Here is an 18,379-nt window from a genome sequence, read left to right on the forward strand (position 1 = left end):
GACCAGCATGGGTGCTCAGAACAGAGCTGGCGGTGTTGAAATCAGCCCCGGATGTCGGGTTTGATGATTCATGTCTGGCACGTTTTGCTCACCGTGGCATTATGAACACATACGGGAATAACCCCAATTCTACCTTCGTCATATCACTCAGGGATCACAATGATAGATAAAGAACAGTTACACCAGCTTGCCGGTATTTGCAAAGAAGCCTCTGACGCTGAAATCATGCCCCGTTTCAGACAACTACAAAACGGGCAGATAGAAGAAAAGCTAAGTCACCACGATCTCGTGACCGTAGCAGATAAAGCGGCTGAAACCTTCATTCTTCAGCGACTTCGTGAACTGTTCCCCGATGCGTTACTGATTGGTGAGGAAAGTGTGTATGAGGACCCGGCAGCATTAGAACTGTTCGGTGATGCACCTCTCAGTTTTGTGCTCGACCCCATCGACGGGACCTGGCATTACGCCAACGGTTCGGTGAACTTCGGCGTGATGCTGGGTATCGCCAGTCACGGTGAAATGTCCGCTGCCATTATCTTTGAGCCTGTGACCGGCGACTATTTATGGGCAATCAAAGGGCAGGGGGCTTTTCAGCGCATAAACAGTTCAGACGTTCCGTTAACGGCTAATCGTCACGGTACACTGCCACTTACAGATACCATGGGATGTTACTCTTTCGGCGTCACAAAGGAAGAAGAGCGGGAACAAGCGGTGAAAGCCGTAATGAAAATGGGGCGGGTGATGGATTACCGCTGTGCGGCAGCAGAATATCGTTTGCTCAACACCGGCGCCGTCTCTTTCGTGTTATTCCAGAACAAGCTTAATTTGTGGGATCATGGCGCAGGATTACTCATTACCAAAGAAGCCGGGGCAGTAGCAAGAATGATCGACGGCAGCGAGTACACACCGCAAATCACCGGCAAATTGCTGGTGGCGGAAAGCGAAGCCCGCTGGCAGGAAGTGGCAGGGTTGTTTGTAAAATAAGTATTATTCTCTTTTCAGCTTTTGTCATGGCCTATAAAATTCAATAGGCATGTTGCGTGTAAATACCTATTTTATAAAGAAATTGGTATGCATTATCAACAGTCTTTCTTCAATCAGACTTTATAGTGCGGCCGGAGCCGGGGCTTCAGTCCATAACGAAGTGTCCTGAGAATCTTCATCACGATCTTCAGGTCGCATTATAGGGACTCACGGTTATTGCTTTTTAGTATAGGATATCAAAAGTCGTTGACCTTATAAGGTCAACGGCTACCACTATAATTGAGCTTTTGTATTGTCTTTATAACCCAATTGATTATTGGACATTAATCTGACGTTTTTAGATATCCATCAACCCCGGGACATCACTGTCGACAGATGTTGTTTGACCTAGTTTTAATCCTGAGGCTAACAATTTTCCTTGCAACGATACATTATATACAGAGGCCCCGCTGACATCATTGAGTATCAATTGTTGGTGGACTTTACTGGTACCTATATCTATATCATTAATTACCAGTTTTGCCACATCATCAAGAACCAGAGCTGGTCTGAAGTCAGAATCAAGTTCATTCAATTTGAGATTTTTAAGATTGATGCCGGTGGCATGTCTGACATATAGAGCCCAAGACGGTAGCTCACCGAACATGGAATATTCAGGGTACTCCCTGCGTTTCTCTGGTACCTGAAAAAGCTGGCTAACAGGAATATAAGCAAGCCCTTTATTGGCAACGCCGGGGTACGTTAATGAGATATTCTTGAGAGTAATACCAGTAACTTTTGCATCAGGTAACCCGGTAATGGAAGCCGGGATAGGATTAAAAAATGCATTCAACCCCGGTCCACGTAGCTGGTAGCTGCTATCCGCTCGCATAAAAGCAATTTGAGCTGTGAGTCCATCAATGGTTACATTACGAATTGAACCCGGAGGCGCACTTTGATATCGCTGCCCGAGTCTTATGACAAAACCATTACCTGTATTAGTAGCAGTGATATTTTTTATTTTAATATTGTCAATATACCCCCCATCTACGCAACCCAGACATACAGCCGAACGGTAGGTGTCAAACGCATGGATATTACGAATTGTAATGTTTTTGAAACCTTTATAAGAGGATGTTCCGAATTTGACGCCATTGGAACTTGAACGAACAATACAGTCTTCAATTATTATGGAATCGTTAATTTGAGTATCCTGTTCTGATTTTATACAAATGGCATCGTCAGCAGCGTTTATAAAACAGTTTGATATCCGGCCGTTAACTACACCATCAAAATCTATACCATCGTTGTTCCAGTAAGCGTCACTTACTACCTTGATATTATCGATGTGTACATCTGTGCAATGATAATAGGTTTGTACCCAGCTAGCTGAATTTGTAATGGTGACATCGAAGATTGAAATCTGATGACAGTCAATAAAATCAATAATCTGAGGACGGTCTGATTCATGGGGGCGCATTCTGCGAGAATTATAATTGTCTACCGGCCTCTCACCAGAGTGATGCATATAATCAATATTCAGTGCTGTTTGCCGTCCACGTCCGTCAATTTTACCTCCGCCGGAGATTGAAATGTTGCTGGCTTTGTGAGCACTTAACAGCGTGTACCAGCCCCGGGCTGAGCGCTGATAATCCGCTATATTATTACTTCCAAGTAAGGCGGCACCTTCTTCAATGTGCAGGTGCGTATTGGTTGGAATGATGAGAGTACCGGTAACAAATTGTCCTCTATCAATGACTAATTTTGCCCCTTGTGTTGCCGCGCTATTTAATGCCCGCTGTAAGATATCAGTATTCAGTGTTTTGCCATCACCCACGGCACCAAAACTACTAACATGCAAACTTGGCCCTTGGGGCAATTGAACCCGATCGGCGGCAATTTTACGGTTGGTATCAAACTGTCTTTCAAGTGATGAAAATACCTGTTTTGATGAACTGGAACAGGCTGAAAGCTGGGAGTAAAGCCCTGCAAGTACACTGGCCTTAATAAAATCACGGCGAATCATTATTTTCTCTCCTTTGAGGTAGATGGTGATGGAACCATTGTCATCTCAAGAACACGACCTGCGATTTTTATCTAACGAGTAGGGGCAGGTTCATCAGTGGAGTGCCGTTGAATTTCGCTTGTTGAAATCATCTATAACTTCGAACGACGAATAATTACTACCCTGAATCGACTTCACCCGTGAAAAAAATCATCTGGCATTTATGTTCGTACGTGCTACTAATCAATAGCAACCGGTTAGTACGCATGCCGTGCTATACCTTCAGGCTCCTCAGCAAACAAGACTTTAGATTGCTTTGGTAAGGCCAAATAACTATGCTTTTGATAGTTATGCATGTCAACAAAAAATCAACATTGTTTAGGTTTATGAATCTTAATGCGTTGATGATAAGTGATATTTGTGAAATTCAATGCGGAATGGTATTGTTTTTAATGCATGAATCCTTTCCATGCCAGATAAGTGATGTTCACTGTTTTTCTGTATTGGTAAGGCCGATAGGGTGTGCTGGAAGTTTCCAATATACCGCTTAGCCAAATGATTACTAGCAGCCCACTAGATATGCTGCCGTGAATAAAAGCTCCTGACCAAAACTAGTGTTCATGAATTATCTTTAAATAAGAATAAGGTCAGTTGGAAGGCGGGCAGGACAGCCATGGATTCGCTTTTTACAAATTCCCGGGACGTTGATTGCAGGGTAGCCATATATAAGAGTGTTTGGCGCTGGAGTCATGGTTGACGAGTCGCTTTCAGACTTTCGAGGGGCAAAACCAGGCTGTCAGTTTACACCGGAATCTTGCAGTCGCGATTATCGTTAATCGCTAATAGAGATAAGTGCGTCATTTTCGATAGTAAACTCAGGTATTAAACTAATACAGGTTAATATTCCCAATACCAGACTCATTAGTAGACTAAACCAACGAAGATCAGAACGTTACTATTTAACGCTGGTGGTAGAATCCCGAATGACTAATTCTCCATCAAATATTTCATTATTATCAGTTGAGTTACTTTGCTTACTCTTTAGTCGTTGAATCAGCCGTACAGCAGCACGATAACCTATGTTCACCAAAGGGTGACGGTATGTTGTAATATTAGGAAACACCTTCGTAGTAATAGATATGTCATCAATACCGCAAATGGAAAGTTCATCCGGAATTTTTATTCCACGGCTTTGAGCTTCATAAAGCACGCCAGCGGCCATTTCGTCGTTAGAAGCAAAAATCGCCGTCGGTCTGGGTGATTTATTTAACAGGACTGATGCTGCATCTCTGCCGGACTGATAAGTGTAGTAGCCTTGTGCTAATAATGACTCATCAGGGTTTAGCTCATGATCCTCAAATGCTTTCCTGAACCCGGCTTCTTTAATTATACTGGACTCTTCGTCCGGATGGCCCTGGATGTAACCAATTCGCCGGTGCTTCAGGCGAATCAGGTAATCTGTAACGTCATAAGCCGCTTTTTGATAATTGAGTCCAACAAATTCCCCGCGACTTTTGTAACTGGGACCGATGCGCATATAGTTAATCCCCTTGGTACTGAGCATTTCGAGCAATTCCAGTTTATCGCAGATCGGAGGCGCCAGAATAAGTCCATCAACCAGTGTGTTATCTATAAACTCCTCAATCTCTTTTAGTAGATTACTTGAGTAATAGCTACAATCGTAGAGGAAGAGCCCCATTTGTTCTTCAGTACAGCCTTGTAAAATTCCCCTCTGCAACTTCATCAGATAACCAGGACTTGGATTGTCAGTCAATAGCGCTATAAAAAATGAGCGATTTTTTGCCAAAGCCATACCAAGGGGATTTCGCTTAAATCCGGTTTCCAGAATAGCTTTCTGAACTTTCTCACGCATGGATTCACTGACATTAATTTCATTATTGATGACTCGTGATACGGTCTTTTTTGATACGCCAGCCTGCCTGGCTACATCATTGATTGTTGCAGGTTTCATGAAAACTATTTGCCTCTGTGATCGATCAGCGAAATTTCGATTTCATAACAATACTAATATTTGGTGAAATTAAATGTAAGCAGATTCCGCTTATTAAACTTAAAATTTTTATGAGTATAGTATGCGGCACTTACTATTCAGTGTGATTGAACTAACTTCCCAATAAAACCACATAGCAATTTCTTATAAAAATTATCTGTATTTATCATCATGTTCGTCAATATCAGAAATTTAACACCTAGGATTGACACCGGTGTCAAACGACGATTATAGTTAACCCAGTGTTAACAGTTGATTAACTTCCAACTTATTTGTTTTCACTTTGCCGCGATACACATAGCTTTTCAAAAGAGTGTTTTGTCATTCGTTACCACTGTAATTCGAATTGACGCTGTTAACCGACAGTTTGAATAGCCAGAAAAATTTCAAGTGTATTGTTATCAACAGCATAAATTTTGGATTCGAACGATAGGACTAATCCGTATTTAGGAGCACTCAAATGAAACTCACTTTTAAAAGAAGTTTGATGTCGGTTGCAGTATTCGCAGGAATAGCTGGCATGCAAGCTCAAGCGGCCATAGCAGAAGAAAATAACGACGTTGAAATTCAAGAAATAATCGAAGTAAAAGGTTTCAGAAGTTCATTAATCAAAGCCCGGGATCTAAAGCGCAATGCTATCGGTTCGCAGGACTCGATCGTTGCTGAAGACATTGCAGATTTTCCCGATCTGAATCTGGCAGATTCGCTGCAGAGAGTACCGGGGATTTCAATTACCCGAGAAGGGGGGGAAGGTCGAAATATATCTCTGCGCGGACTGGGGCCTGACTTTGCGCGTGTGCAGGTCAATGGCATGGAAGGATTAGCGACCAGCGCATCTGCAATGGATAGTCGTGGTGCAGTGAGTCGTTCAAGAGCATTTGATTTCAATATTTTTGCATCTGAGTTGTTTAATCAAATCGATGTTAAAAAATCCTATCAGGCAAGTCTCGATGAAGGCGGTATCGGAGGAACTGTTAATTTACGGTCAGCCAAGCCATTTGATTACGACGGCTTCACGGCGGCAGCAAGCGCACAGATTGGTACAAATAGCCAAACTGAAGGTACCGACCCGCGAATGTCAATCATCGTATCAGACACTTGGGGTAACTTCGGCGCGTTGTTCTCAGCATCATATAGTCAAAGAGATATTAATGAGCAAGGCTACAATGGCTATCGTTGGCGGAAGCGGACTGTGGATGCGGAAGGTTACAGCGATTCATTGTCGCAGGATGTGAAAACTGCGTTGGAAAACGGAGAAATATTCTTTAACCGCGGTAACCGCTACTCTGTCTGGCAAAATGAACAGACAAGAACCGGCCTGGCCACATCACTTCAATATCGTCCGTCTCCTGATTTCACCTTCGATTTTGATATTTTATACAGCGAGTTGGAAAACAATCGTGCGGAATTTCACCTGCCTACTTCTGGCTCTAGCAGCACTGCTATAGGGTATATCGATGCACTTGAAATTATACCTGCATCTGATGGCGATGGTTTTGAAGCCGTATACGGCGAATTTTCAAATACTCCATTGCGTACTGAAACACGTGAAGACCTGGATACAACTAAGTTTACGCAAATAACGCTGACAAACAAATGGAATGTCACTGATGATTTGTTATTAACTACTTTGATAGGACACTCCAGTTCTAAGTTTAGCCAACCGAAGAGAGATAAATTTTATGTAGAAAGTATGGGAAATATTACTACGGACTATCGTGGTTCGCGCAGGTTTGACCCCGTTAATACCTATAGTATTACTCCTACTGACGCGGATGTTTGGACATTTCGGGAAATCGACCTTCGTGAAGACAGAATCGATAATACCTATGATATGTTAGCGATTAACGGCAGTTATATCTTAACAAATGATGCATCATTGAAATTCGGCGTTTCGTTTAAGAAATTCGAAAACTCACGGGAGTTACGTGACAACAACGATATTGGCAGAAATCAGGAAGCGCCTCAAAATAATGAAGTAAGATCTATAGATCAGTTTGCTTACGCGTATACCAATCATGACGATATTGACTGGATTGCGATCGATTTAAACTCGGCAATGGATTTCTATGGGGTTAATCGTGATCTGGGCGCAGCGAGTATCGTTACCAGTGCTACGGGAAAGGTGGAAGAAGATACAAACGCGGCATATGTTGAATATGAGTGGGTGAATTATTTCAGCGACAGTACTCTCAGGGGGAATATTGGACTGCGCTATTACGATACTCAGATTACGTCTTATGGCATTACAAATGGAGTTGCGGTTGATATTGGGTCTGATTATAACGGTGTGCTTCCTACTCTTAACCTTGCCTGGGAACCTACGGAAGAAACTGTAGTTCGCTTTAGTGCTGCAAAAAATGTAACCCGGCCATCACTAGGCTCATTAGGCGTATCCGGAGAGGTTCAGGTGGATCCTGACGGGGCCAGGGGACTGGATGTTTCTGCCGGCAACCCGAAACTGCAGCCATATGAATCTGATAATTATGATATGTCATTCGAATGGTATTTTTCGGAAGAAGGCTCCGTTTCTGCAGGGGTTTTCTTCAAGCAAATTGATAACTTTGTCATTGGCACTACGGTTGAAGTTCCTTACAGCGATACAGGCTTTCCGCTGTCACTGCTGGATGAGACTCTTGGTCAGACTGGGGATACGTTATTCAACTACACGCGCCCTGAAAATGGCAGATCTACTGATATTAAAGGTCTGGAATTATCGTATCAAAGTCTACTGAGTTTCCTGCCTGAGCCGTTTGATAACCTTGGCTTCATTGCAAACTACACGTTTGCGGATGGTGAATTCTTGTATGAGAATGTGCAGAACTCCGGAGAAAATCAATATAAAACTTTTGAAGGGTTGTCAAAACACAACACAAATTTCACTATCTTTTATGAAACTGATGTTTGGGGAGCTCGTATCTCAGCAGCCAGCCGGAGCGATTACATAACGTGGGGAGCGGGCGTTGCTGAAGATGAAGATGAACATGGTATGCATGGCTCAACCTTCGTGGATATATCTATGTTCTATCAGATCAATGAACATATCAAGGTTACTTTAGAAGGCATTAATATGACCAATCAAGCTGATGAACAGTACAGTGACACGGCAGATCGCATTTATAATGTGACAACTAGCGGACGCACTTTCTACCTGGGTACGTCTTACAAGTTCTGATTGGCCACTTAAAACTGAATGCAGACGTGAAGATTTATTTCTTCACGCCTGCATTGGAGACAGGGCTGTTCAACTAAATTTATAAAATAAATAAAGGATTGGCTCTTAGTTTCATGATACTAAGAGCCAATGTTTTAATCTCTGAGTTTTCTGGCTTTCAGGTCAATCTGGCGAATTTCATTTTCTCCACTATATTCCAGCTCTGTAACTAAGATGGAGCGTCTGTAATAGCCGCCGCCTTCCTTAATGCTATCGTGATAAAAAATATAGTTTTTATCTCCGTCCTGCAATATGGCCTGATGATTAGTATTTATGTTCAGGTAGTCAATGATTACACCCTGGTATTCAAAAGGACCAAGTGGAGAATCGCCGGTAGCATAAACAATTTGACCAGGCCAGCCAGTTGAAAACGTGAAGTAGTATTTTCCCTCATGCATATGAAGATACGGAGCTTCTCCATATTGTTTCTTTTCGTCACCGGAGGGAAAATCAGTAATTTTAACATCACGGATTTCACTGGCTAAACTGATCATGTCGCTGCCCAGCATAACAACTTTAGGCACCCGGGTGCCGAAGTACATATAAGCCTGACCATCAATATCAATGAACAGTGCAGGATCAATGGGTTCGTCTCCTGCGTTATTATCCCGTGACTTTTCAATAAGCGCTTTATTAATAGGATCGACAAAGGGACCTTTCGGGTTATCACTAACAACAACGCCTATTTGATCGCCGCCTACTGGTGCATAAAAATAATATTTTCCATTTCGCTCAATAGCTCCGGGAGCCCATGCTTTGGCGTCTTCTGCAGCCCAACTGAACACGCTGTTATGCAAAAAAGAGCCTTCATCATTCCAGTTCACAAGATCCGTAGAGCTAAATAACCGCCAGTCAGTAGAGTCCCAGTATTTACCTGAGTTGTCTTCATCATTTGTAGCATATACGTAGTACGTATCACCAAACTTATGTGCTGAAGGATCTGCACTGAATCAGTCTGATATAATAACTTCAGCGCCTGCAGGAAAGAGCACGGTAAGCGCTAAAGTTAATTTTGAAACTATCCCCGCTTTCATCTTCATATTCCTGCAAGCGTTAATTATTGGAGTGAGTAAAGGTACAAGTGTCGCGCTACCAGCTAATCGATTTTGCAGGAATGTATTTGTCTAACAGCTTTTTGTATTTGGCTTCTAATATATGCTGTGGCGGCAAATCCGGTGTTTTGGAATACAGGTCTGCTTTTTGAAAAGCTTTCAACAGAGGTAGCATTAACCAGTCAAAGTCGGATGCTAGTTCACTATAAGCCATGCTTCCGTTTTGCGGTGTGTGCCAAGGGTAAAATGAGTGGTAGCGTAAGAGGTAAAGCGACTCTTTATTAAGGAGACTGCCTTGTCTCATTGCTTCATAGATGTATTCATCGTGTCCCCAGCTCATATCTACTGCATCAAAACCACAATTCCGGTCGTATTTCCCGAACTGTGTGTCAGATATATATTCATAAGCAGGGTAATCCTGACTAAGGTGAAAATACTTCTTGTCGTAAAACACATTGGAAGATGCAAACGGAGCACCTACCGGATAGGTATCGCCTACTACACACCATTGCTGTAGTTGGCCAAAACGTGGCAGTAACATCACTTTGCCGAGATCATGAATAAAGCCTGTAAGCGGAAACCATGACCAGTCATCTATATGACTGTACAGTGTTTTTATTGTATTTGACTCGTATAGTTCACGCCATTTCCCGGGTAATTCAGACCAGGCTTTATGTTTGAACAGAGTTTTTATGGATAGGTCATCCCGTAACTCAGTCTCATTTTTCATTGCAAATTCACAGATGGACTCTGCCGACTGATAAGCATGAATAATTTGTGGTAAGTCGCTGTCAGGATCGCTTTCATCAACAATGTCTTCAAGAAGCTTAAATACCTGATACACGTCCATCGAGCCATAAGCAAGCTTAAAATAATGTTGCTTTTTTTCTTTCACGAAATCAACCGTCTGGTTTGTTTGCATTTCGCGATATGTGCGCTCAACTCTATCCTGGAACTTGGAGTCGGTGTAGTTTCTGAAGTCGTCAGATGAAACTTCCAGGCTCTTTTCAGTTGTAATCATTTTAAATTTCCTTGTAAAACTAATTGCCCAGATGACCCAGCTTTCGGGTTGGCAATCCTGTATTAATATTTTTCTCTATTGTTTCCAGAGGAACGCCTTTGGTTTCAGGCACCTTGAGTAAAACAAACATGAAGACTATGAGTGAAATAGTGCCATACAGGGTAAAAGTGACGGCGATTCCCAGGTTGGCTAATATGGTTAAAAATGTTGCTGAAACGAGAAAGTTTGTTGCCCACTGAATGGCAACAACAAAACTCATGCAGGTACCCCTTGCGTGTAGGGGGAAAATTTCAGCGATAAGAAGCCAGAACAGAGAGCCCAAACTTATGCAGTAACCAATGATAAAAGTCATGAGAAAAAACAGGGCAAAATACGCTGATGTGCTGGTCATTGTATTGTTCAACAGTACGACCAGAGCGAACAGGCTCAGTGCTGCTAACAGTGAGCCGCAAAGTAGAAATTTGCGTCTTCCTAATTTGTCGATGAATGCCAGTGTGAGAATAGTGAAAAGGAAGTTCGTTACGCCTAACCCCAGAGTGCCAAACATTTGTGTTTCTGCACCGGAAAAGCCAATATTCTTCATGATGTACGGACCATAATACATAACAGTATTTATGCCCATCATCTGTTGGCCAATCCCCATAAACAACCCTATTACTAAGACTCCTCTCAACTTTGGATTTAATAACTCCCGAAAACTGGCTTGTTTATCATTCAGTGTGCTTTTAATAAGGGCGAGTTCTGTCTTCGCTTTGTCCTTACTCATACGAATTTTGGATAGGATGTTTAGCGCTTTTTGTTCCTGGCCTTTTTGGGCAAGCCACTTTGGAGATTCAGGCATAAACAACATACCTACGGTAAGAATGACGGCCGGGACAATGCCACTTAGAATCATCAACCGCCAGTCTCCCGAAGAGGTCAATGAAAAATTGACTAAAAATGCAATCACCTGCCCTCCTGTAAGGAACGCGCCGTTCCATAGCACGAGTTTTCCCCGTGACTGAGCGGGAGCCATTTCAGCGATGAACAGCGGCGTCGCAAATGAGCCTGTTCCAACAGCAAAGCCGAGGATAAAACGACCTGCAATCAGCGCTGCAACAGATTGTGCATAGGCTGCCAATAAGGTACCTACAACGAATATGCACCCAGTGATCACCAAGACCGTTCGTCGACCTAAAATGTCTGTTGCACGTCCGCTGGAAATCGCGCCAAACAGGGCTCCTAATGCACAAGCACTCACTATCCATTCTATTTGTCCGATTGAAGCACTGAACTCCTTTTCTATGAATGGAGATGCCCCCGCGATAATAGCGGTGTCAAAACCAAATAATAATCCGCATGTTGCAGATATACAGATTGTGATAAGTAAATATGGGTTTAATCTGGACATAACTTCCCTAAATTTTTTCAATAATTCCCAACGCACAACTGCATAATGAATACATTGCTTGACACCGGTGTCATAAGGGTTATGTTATTTTGTTGTTACTTGTGTGTCAAGTTAACGTGAAGTGTTGATTTCAGAAAGAGAACCGCATAGGGATTTCAATTTATAAGCCGTAAATTCCGTCAGCTAATTTGGCGGTATCGCTTAACACAAAGCATGAGTCGCAGGGGAAATTGTTGGGATAATAGCCCAATGGAATGCTTCTTCAGAAGCCTTAAAACCGAATGGGGTCCAACAACTGGCTACCGGAACTTTACTGAAGCAAAGCAGAAGATTGGTGATTACATTCATGGCTATTACAGCCGACTGAGACCGCATTCATACAACGGTGGTTTAACACCGAATGAATCGGAGAAACGTTACTGGAATAGCTACAACGATGTGGCCAAAATTACTTGACCACTACAATTCCCCTAGAAGACTATTGGATGATGATAGATGCAAAGAGGAGCTAGATTAACTGAATAAAAGACTGTTATGACATTTTCGCCAGCATTATTTATGAACGCTGTAGCACATGTGTAGCACAGAAAAATTTTGTTGGTGATTACTAACGATGGAAGTCTTTAAAAATGGTGGCCCCACCTGGACTCGAACCAGGGACCTAACGATTATGAGTCGTGTGCTCTAACCAACTGAGCTATAGGGCCATTCTAACTTTAAGAAGCTTGTATGGAGAGCCAGTGTTTGCTGCAGAACTGCGCACTGGTTTTTACAAGCGGGGCGAAGTATAAGCAGTTTTTTGTGGCTTGTCACCCTATACAGCCCGTGAATTCAATTACCTGGCGAAAAGTTGTTCAGCCTGCAGTTGTAACACCCGGCGGTTAAAGTTGTTAGTAAAAAGCGTACGGCTTCCGCGCACCTCATTCTTTGCCCCGTTAGTCTTTTGTCTGGTTGACGAAATGGTGGCTGCCCGCTCACTATGGTGGCGGTGTAAGTTTTAAATTAAGCGTAATTATGAACATGAAATGGATTTTCCTGATTCCGGCTTTTCTGATGCTGACAGGCTGCGGCGATCTGTTCGGGAGCAGCAGAGCCCCCGGAGATATCCCCGTGGAATTTACCGACCTCTCATTAGGTGAAGACTGTGCCTGGGAAGTCACGGTGGATAAAGATCTGTGGAAAATAAACTATCTGGCTTTTTATCTGAGCCAACCGGAAGTGAAAGTGGAGGGCAGATGGGTACCACTGAACTTCGTCAATAACGACTGGCAGTCAGATAAAGTCGCCTTTTTGCAGTTCCATCATGCCTGCGATATAAAGCTGAATAACAATCATATTCTGTTGGATGCCAATGAAGCTTTGCTAAGCAGAGCTACAGAACTGCGCCTGACGATGGGGCTTAATTTTGATGAGAACCATTCATTGCCGGTGGAACAAACACCGCCGCTGGACAAACCAACGATGTACCAGTCGGTGAATGCCGGACATAACTTCTTCCGTGTGGAATTACAAAATACCCGCGAGCCGGGCGCCATCTGGTCGTTTTTATTGGCCAGCGGAGGATGTAATGGAGTGAATGCCGAAACGAAGCCGTCAGATTGTGCGTTTCCCAATCGTGTAACGGTGAAGTTGCCTATGGCCCAGAACGTGTCGGACCTCAGCTTGCTGGCGAAGCTACAACAAATTCTGTTCCGCGTTGATTTAAAAGCGGTTACGGAATGTAATATGGCCGGTTCTCACGATAAAAGCTGTGAAAAAGTCATGAAAAATCTCACCGGCAGGGAATGGTTGCGTTGGGACGCGCCTGAAAAGGTATACCTGAAATCCTGAGGGTATGAACGTAAGTCGGTGGTTTAAGGCGAAATTTGCCTGTGGCGTAGTGCAAGGTGTCAGATTCTTTGCTATCTTTCCTTTACACTAATTTTAGCCAGCCAGCATGGAGATAAGAATGACTGAGAAGCCCTTCCTGGTAAGTGGCCGCAATACCATTATTCATAAAGTTCGTAAATTCGATTTATTGATTGTTAACGGTGATGATAATCCGCCGGTAATCGTGACTCATAAAGGTATTAAGCGGTACGAAGGAAAAATCCCTGATAACAAGCGTGAAGCCAAAATGATGGACATGGAACTGGTTGATATTACAACCGGCGATGTCTTCGGTGACGAAAAAACACTGGTGTTCATTCAGACACTGAATGGTAAAGAATACAAGGTAGATTACAGCAAAGCTGAAACGCCTATGTTCATTAAAGTGCATCAGGACAGCGCTTTCTGATCTGCCATTGAACTACGCCTTCCGGAGCCCGGCAAATATCCCGGGCCGCTTTCAAACAGAACCTGAACTGACCTGCTTAATTCTTTTCCTCCCTCGTTTTTTACTCATCTTCGTACTAAATATGAATGTGACAAAATGTGTTTTTAGCACGATGTATTCCTTCTGTTGCCGATAAGTGAACGGCAAAAAAATGTTGTTCATCGCAAGATCTCAAAACTTTGCGATTCATCGATTCTTCACAGTCCTTTTAACAACACTTCTCTACGTTATCAATATCCTGACCATCGACCTGATGGAAGGTGATTTTAACAAGGAGACGACCATGAAATCTAAACTTCCCAAACGCAACACCGCGTTAATTGTCGCTGTTATTACCAGCGCGTCATTCATTATTCCTGTGACAAGCTCAAATGCAATTGCCGCAACCTATCCCAGATGGCTTGAGAGCAGCCTTGTATCTGTATGTCATGCTATCCGTAAGGATGATACCCGTGCTTTAAAAAACGCAGTAAGAGATTCGAGGGTGTCACTGAAAGTTCTTCATGAAGGATTAGTCTGTAATGGTGAAGATATGATGTCCTTTGCAGAACGCCACCGTGCAATGGACACCAGTGAATTGATCGCGAGACGACTGAAGCTTCAGGATGAAACATTAACAGCCCGGCGTTAACCCCGGCAGGTACGAACATGGAAAGTCAAAACGGTACCGGCAGCCACACAGAAGTTGTAGCCGGTCCGCTACCCCTGCTTAATGTACTGGTGATGATTGAGAATGAGCAGTATCATTCGTCACTCAGGCTGATATTAGAAGATATCCCGCAGGTTGGATGTGTGACAATATGCCGTACCCCCGAAGAACTTTACTGGTTTAATGGTTCCCGCAACTCAATATTAATAAGTTGTCTCAACTCTTTTGCTGTTACCGGCCCTCACCTATGTCCACTTGTTATTGCCGGCAGTACAAATGAGGAAGCTTTAAAGGCCTTCGCTATCAATGCTGGAGGATTTATCTCTATGCCTCCTTCAAAGGAAAATGTCCGGTCTTGTCTGCAACATCAGCACGCACTGTTCAGTGCCCGTACGGAACGCGCCGGTTATGAATCCGCTTGTAAAACTATTTCGCTCCAGGCTGGTATTTCCGTAAGCGCACTGAAAGCGAGGTTGAACCGTCAACTTAACCACCCGGGTTTTGAACGTCGTCTGAGTTTACGTTGTGCGGGTGAGTGGACATATCTTGAATATGGCGACATCATTTGGATAGAAGCTGCAGGGGACTATCTAGTTGTGCACTGTCTGTCTGAAAATCATGTTGTCCGTTGCTCGCTCTGTGATATGCAGCGCAAATTGCCGGATCAATTTACGCGTATCAGCCGCTCAGCCATAATTAATTGTACTGCTATTGTCAGAATCGATGAATGTTGCAGGCGCCCCCGGTTTATTCACTTGTCTGGCAACATAAAACTTAAGATAAGTCAGCATTATGCGATGAGAACATCACGTATCAATACTTCGAACTAAGACCATTGTCGGTTGTGAGACCCGGTCTCTGTCAGATACACTGCCTTATCTTCATTAACACGGACGCCTATGAATAACCTGCTGCACATGCTTGCCGGTCTGGCTGCGATCTTTCTTTTTTATTTCTGCGGAGAGATGCTGGTAAGAGTATTGGCACTGCCGTTTCCCGGCACACTCGGCGGACTCTTAATGTTGCTCGCCTTTCAGTTTCTTTGCAGGAAAACTCCTGTCGTGCTGATATCGGGCGGGGCCCCGCTGTTAAGGCATATGGCGATGCTTTTTGTTCCTGCTGTGCTGGGCGTTGGCGTCTACTGGCAGCAAATCAGCGAAAACCTGACCGGCATCGGGTTAGCCATCATTGTTTCAACCACTGTCAGCCTGGGCCTCAGTGGGTGGATAGCGCAACGTTTATTGCAATCTGTTGCTGTAGATTCAGAAGAAGATGCCGGCTTATGACTGTTGTACAGGCATTTAATGACTGGTTTGCAAGTGTCTCAGCGCTCGTTGTGCCTTCTTTTTCAGCAACGGGATTTATCTGGATAAGTATAACTATTGTGGCCTATTTACTCGCATTATCCGTTGCACGCAGAACCCGCGGACATCCGCTGGCGAACCCTGTTCTGGTCACTGCGGTGATCACCGGCATGGTTATTTTAATAAGCGGACAGGGAACGGGTAATTATCAGCATGAGGCGGGCTTTATTCACTGGTTATTGGGGCCGGCCACGGTGGCGCTGGCGATCCCTATGTATGCTCAGTGGCAAAAAATTCGTGAACTGGGCTGGCGTCTGGTTCTGGCGGTATTTTTTGCCGGCGTCATCGCACCGTTAACAGCATGGCTGACAGTGTGGTTTTATGATGCACCGCTGGCTATTCAGATGACCATGCTGGCGAAGTCCATTACTACGCCGCTGGCGATGGAGGCGACTGCGCAAATCAATGGTATTCCTGCGCTGGCTGCTGTATTCGTTATTACTACAGGCATCGTGGGGGCGGTAATTGCGCCGGGAGTCTATCACTTGTTAAATGTCACTCTGCCGCAAGCCCGTGGTGTCGCGCTGGGGGCTGTGTGTCATGCAGTGGGGACCGCCAAAGCATTGCAAATGAGCGAGCGCACCGGCGCGCTGGCAACATTAGGTTTGTGTCTGAACGGCATCATGACGGCCATTATCCTGCCTTTATTGTTCGCATAACAGAGTCATAAGCAGTAAGCTGCGTTTAAAAAATAACCGCCGTGTTACACCAATGACGAATGGAAATTACTCAGAATCCTGCTATCAATGTATAAGGGTTTCAGTTGACTGAAAACTGTTGTATGCACGGTGTACAATGTTCATGGTCAGACAATTTCTGCAAAAGATTTCGCAATTCTGCGAAGGCTAAAGGAAGGTAATCTTTTTACATGATTTCGGTATTGGTTTGTGACGACTCGCTGGTAGCACGCAAACAGGTAGCAAAGTGCTTGCCGCCTGACTGGGATGTCGCTGTTCATTTCGCCAAAAATGGTCAGGAAGCGGTTGCCGCTTTAGAGCAGGGTAAAGGACAACTGTTATTACTGGATTTGAATATGCCGGTGATGGACGGATACGCCACCTTGCAGGCCATTCAGGATAAGGGGCTGAAAACCAAAGTTGTTGTGATCTCCGGGGATATACAGCCCGAGGCTCATGAACGGGTAACCCGGCTGGGAGCACTGGAGTTTATTCGCAAGCCCGTGGACCCTGCAACGCTGGAAAGCGTGCTGGTTAAACATAATTTGCTGGAAAACGAGCCGGAAGTTGAAGAGTCCGTTGAACTGGAGCCGGATATCCGCGACTGCTATCAGGAAATCACTAATATTGCCATGGGACGGGCGGGTGACCACCTTGCGCGGACGATGAATGTGTTTGTTCACCTGCCTATCCCCAATGTGAATCTTATTGAAGCATCTGAAATGCGCATGATGCTGTCGGATATAGACAGCCATGAGCAGGTAACGGCAGTGTGTCAGGGCTTTATCGGCTCAGGGATCCGCGGCGAAGTCATGTGTATTCTCAGTGATTCCAGCTTTGAAGATGTGGCAAAAATTCTCGATGTGCAGGAGGATGTGGACGATCAGTTGCAGCTTGAGTTGCTAATGGATGCGGCCAGTATTCTTATCGGCACCTGCCTTACTGGCCTGGCGCAACAAATGGACGTGACTTTTGCACAGGGGCAGCCCATTGTTCTGGGGCAGCACCGTGCGATTACCGATATTATTCAGACTAATCAGGTGAAGTGGAAACGTACTCTGGCAATTGAACTGAGTTACGGGCTGGAAGGCTACAATGTGAACTGTGACCTGTTAATTCTTTTCACCGAAGACTCTATGCAAACCATGAACGCCAAACTTGCTCATTTACTGGAGGATATGTAATGCAGGACAGTGAATTAGAGCAAATGCAGTCTTTCCACTGGATGATGGATATGCTGCAAAGTGTTGATGTTGGCATTATCGTTCTGGACAGAGCATTTCAGGTAAAGGTATGGAATGGCTTCATGGAAAGCCACAGCGGCCTCTTACCCAGCGAAGTGCGTGACAAAACCTTATTCAGCATTTTCCCTCACATCAATGAAAGCTGGTTTGCTAAAAAGTGCAAACCTGTATTCGAGTTGAAAACCCGGGCATTCATGACCTGGGAACAGCGGCCTCATTTGTTCAAGTTTCACAATTACCGGCCGATTACAGGTAATGAGCCGTACATGTATCAGAATATCACACTGGCACCTTTAACATCGGCGAACGGGAAAACCGACCATATCAGCGTAATGATTTACGATATGACGGATATCGCGTCCGGTAAAAAGCAACTTGAAGCGTTGCAGGTGAGCAGTGAAGAACGCAAGGAAAGACGTTCACCACAATAAACTGAATACACCGGCGTTTTCTTTTTCAGAGGGTAAGACGA

The 18,379-nt window shown here is 44.2% G+C and carries 14 protein-coding genes, 1 tRNA gene and 2 pseudogenes; 11 read left to right on the forward strand and 6 right to left on the reverse strand.

Going from position 1 to position 18,379, the window contains the following annotated elements:
- The first annotated feature begins 159 nt into the window (after positions 1-159).
- On the forward strand, positions 160-984 hold the full coding sequence (locus tag ACXAGR_RS13090; protein WP_474850912.1) for an inositol monophosphatase family protein: 825 nt from the start codon (positions 160-162) through the stop codon (positions 982-984).
- Between the two features lie 337 nt (positions 985-1,321).
- Here ACXAGR_RS13090 and ACXAGR_RS13095 read toward each other — a convergent pair whose 3' ends face one another.
- Complete coding sequence (locus ACXAGR_RS13095) at positions 1,322-2,989, reverse strand: glycoside hydrolase family 28 protein (protein ID WP_474850914.1); 1,668 nt, start codon at positions 2,987-2,989, stop codon at positions 1,322-1,324.
- 934 nt (positions 2,990-3,923) lie between these two features.
- On the reverse strand, positions 3,924-4,940 hold the full coding sequence (locus tag ACXAGR_RS13100; protein WP_474846337.1) for a LacI family DNA-binding transcriptional regulator: 1,017 nt from the start codon (positions 4,938-4,940) through the stop codon (positions 3,924-3,926).
- A gap of 499 nt (positions 4,941-5,439) precedes the next feature.
- Between ACXAGR_RS13100 and ACXAGR_RS13105 the strand changes: the two genes are divergently transcribed.
- Positions 5,440-8,154 (forward strand): TonB-dependent receptor, encoded by a 2,715-nt coding sequence (locus tag ACXAGR_RS13105; RefSeq protein ID WP_474850916.1) that lies wholly within the window; start codon positions 5,440-5,442, stop codon positions 8,152-8,154.
- A gap of 134 nt (positions 8,155-8,288) precedes the next feature.
- Here the strand turns inward: ACXAGR_RS13105 and ACXAGR_RS13110 are convergent.
- The 3 genes and pseudogenes from ACXAGR_RS13110 to ACXAGR_RS13120 all read right to left on the reverse strand — a co-directional run.
- Positions 8,289-9,128, reverse strand: a pseudogene (locus ACXAGR_RS13110) (family 43 glycosylhydrolase); the annotation flags it as partial.
- Between the two features lie 154 nt (positions 9,129-9,282).
- Positions 9,283-10,266 carry an inositol oxygenase family protein gene (locus ACXAGR_RS13115; protein ID WP_474850918.1) on the reverse strand — a complete coding sequence of 328 codons (984 nt, stop codon included), beginning with the start codon at positions 10,264-10,266 and terminating at the stop codon, positions 9,283-9,285.
- Between the two features lie 19 nt (positions 10,267-10,285).
- The gene (locus ACXAGR_RS13120; protein ID WP_474850920.1) at positions 10,286-11,656 is read right to left on the reverse strand and encodes a sugar porter family MFS transporter; all 1,371 of its coding nucleotides are present in this window, start codon (positions 11,654-11,656) and stop codon (positions 10,286-10,288) included.
- Between the two features lie 150 nt (positions 11,657-11,806).
- Between ACXAGR_RS13120 and ACXAGR_RS13125 the strand changes: the two are divergent.
- Positions 11,807-12,112, forward strand: a pseudogene (locus tag ACXAGR_RS13125) (integrase core domain-containing protein); the annotation flags it as partial.
- 174 nt (positions 12,113-12,286) lie between these two features.
- Here ACXAGR_RS13125 and ACXAGR_RS13130 read toward each other — a convergent pair.
- Positions 12,287-12,363 (reverse strand) — tRNA-Ile (locus tag ACXAGR_RS13130).
- A gap of 313 nt (positions 12,364-12,676) precedes the next feature.
- On the opposite strand from ACXAGR_RS13130, the gene ACXAGR_RS13135 reads away from it, so the two are divergent.
- From ACXAGR_RS13135 to ACXAGR_RS13170, 8 genes are all read left to right on the forward strand, one after another.
- Positions 12,677-13,486: an MbnP family protein gene (locus tag ACXAGR_RS13135; RefSeq protein WP_474850922.1), complete on the forward strand. Its 810-nt coding sequence runs from the start codon at positions 12,677-12,679 to the stop codon at positions 13,484-13,486.
- Between the two features lie 118 nt (positions 13,487-13,604).
- Positions 13,605-13,934, forward strand: coding sequence for a hypothetical protein (locus tag ACXAGR_RS13140; RefSeq protein ID WP_474844556.1), 330 nt, complete (start codon positions 13,605-13,607; stop codon positions 13,932-13,934).
- A gap of 322 nt (positions 13,935-14,256) precedes the next feature.
- Positions 14,257-14,604: a DUF3718 domain-containing protein gene (locus tag ACXAGR_RS13145; RefSeq protein WP_474850924.1), complete on the forward strand. Its 348-nt coding sequence runs from the start codon at positions 14,257-14,259 to the stop codon at positions 14,602-14,604.
- Between the two features lie 17 nt (positions 14,605-14,621).
- Positions 14,622-15,452 (forward strand): LytR/AlgR family response regulator transcription factor, encoded by an 831-nt coding sequence (locus ACXAGR_RS13150; protein WP_474850926.1) that lies wholly within the window; start codon positions 14,622-14,624, stop codon positions 15,450-15,452.
- A 69-nt stretch (positions 15,453-15,521) separates the two neighbouring features.
- Positions 15,522-15,908 carry a CidA/LrgA family protein gene (locus ACXAGR_RS13155; RefSeq protein WP_474850928.1) on the forward strand — a complete coding sequence of 129 codons (387 nt, stop codon included), beginning with the start codon at positions 15,522-15,524 and terminating at the stop codon, positions 15,906-15,908.
- A complete protein-coding gene (locus ACXAGR_RS13160) occupies positions 15,905-16,645 on the forward strand; it encodes an LrgB family protein (protein WP_474850930.1) in 741 nt (246 codons plus the stop codon). The genes ACXAGR_RS13155 and ACXAGR_RS13160 overlap by 4 nt, the downstream gene beginning before the upstream one ends.
- Before the next feature lie 209 nt (positions 16,646-16,854).
- Positions 16,855-17,847, forward strand: coding sequence for a response regulator (locus ACXAGR_RS13165; RefSeq protein WP_474850932.1), 993 nt, complete (start codon positions 16,855-16,857; stop codon positions 17,845-17,847).
- Positions 17,847-18,338, forward strand: coding sequence for a PAS domain-containing protein (locus ACXAGR_RS13170; protein ID WP_474850934.1), 492 nt, complete (start codon positions 17,847-17,849; stop codon positions 18,336-18,338). The genes ACXAGR_RS13165 and ACXAGR_RS13170 overlap by 1 nt, the downstream gene beginning before the upstream one ends.
- The last annotated feature ends 41 nt before the right edge of the window (positions 18,339-18,379 follow it).

It is taken from the genome of Alteromonas sp. ABH4_457 (genome assembly GCF_056160625.1).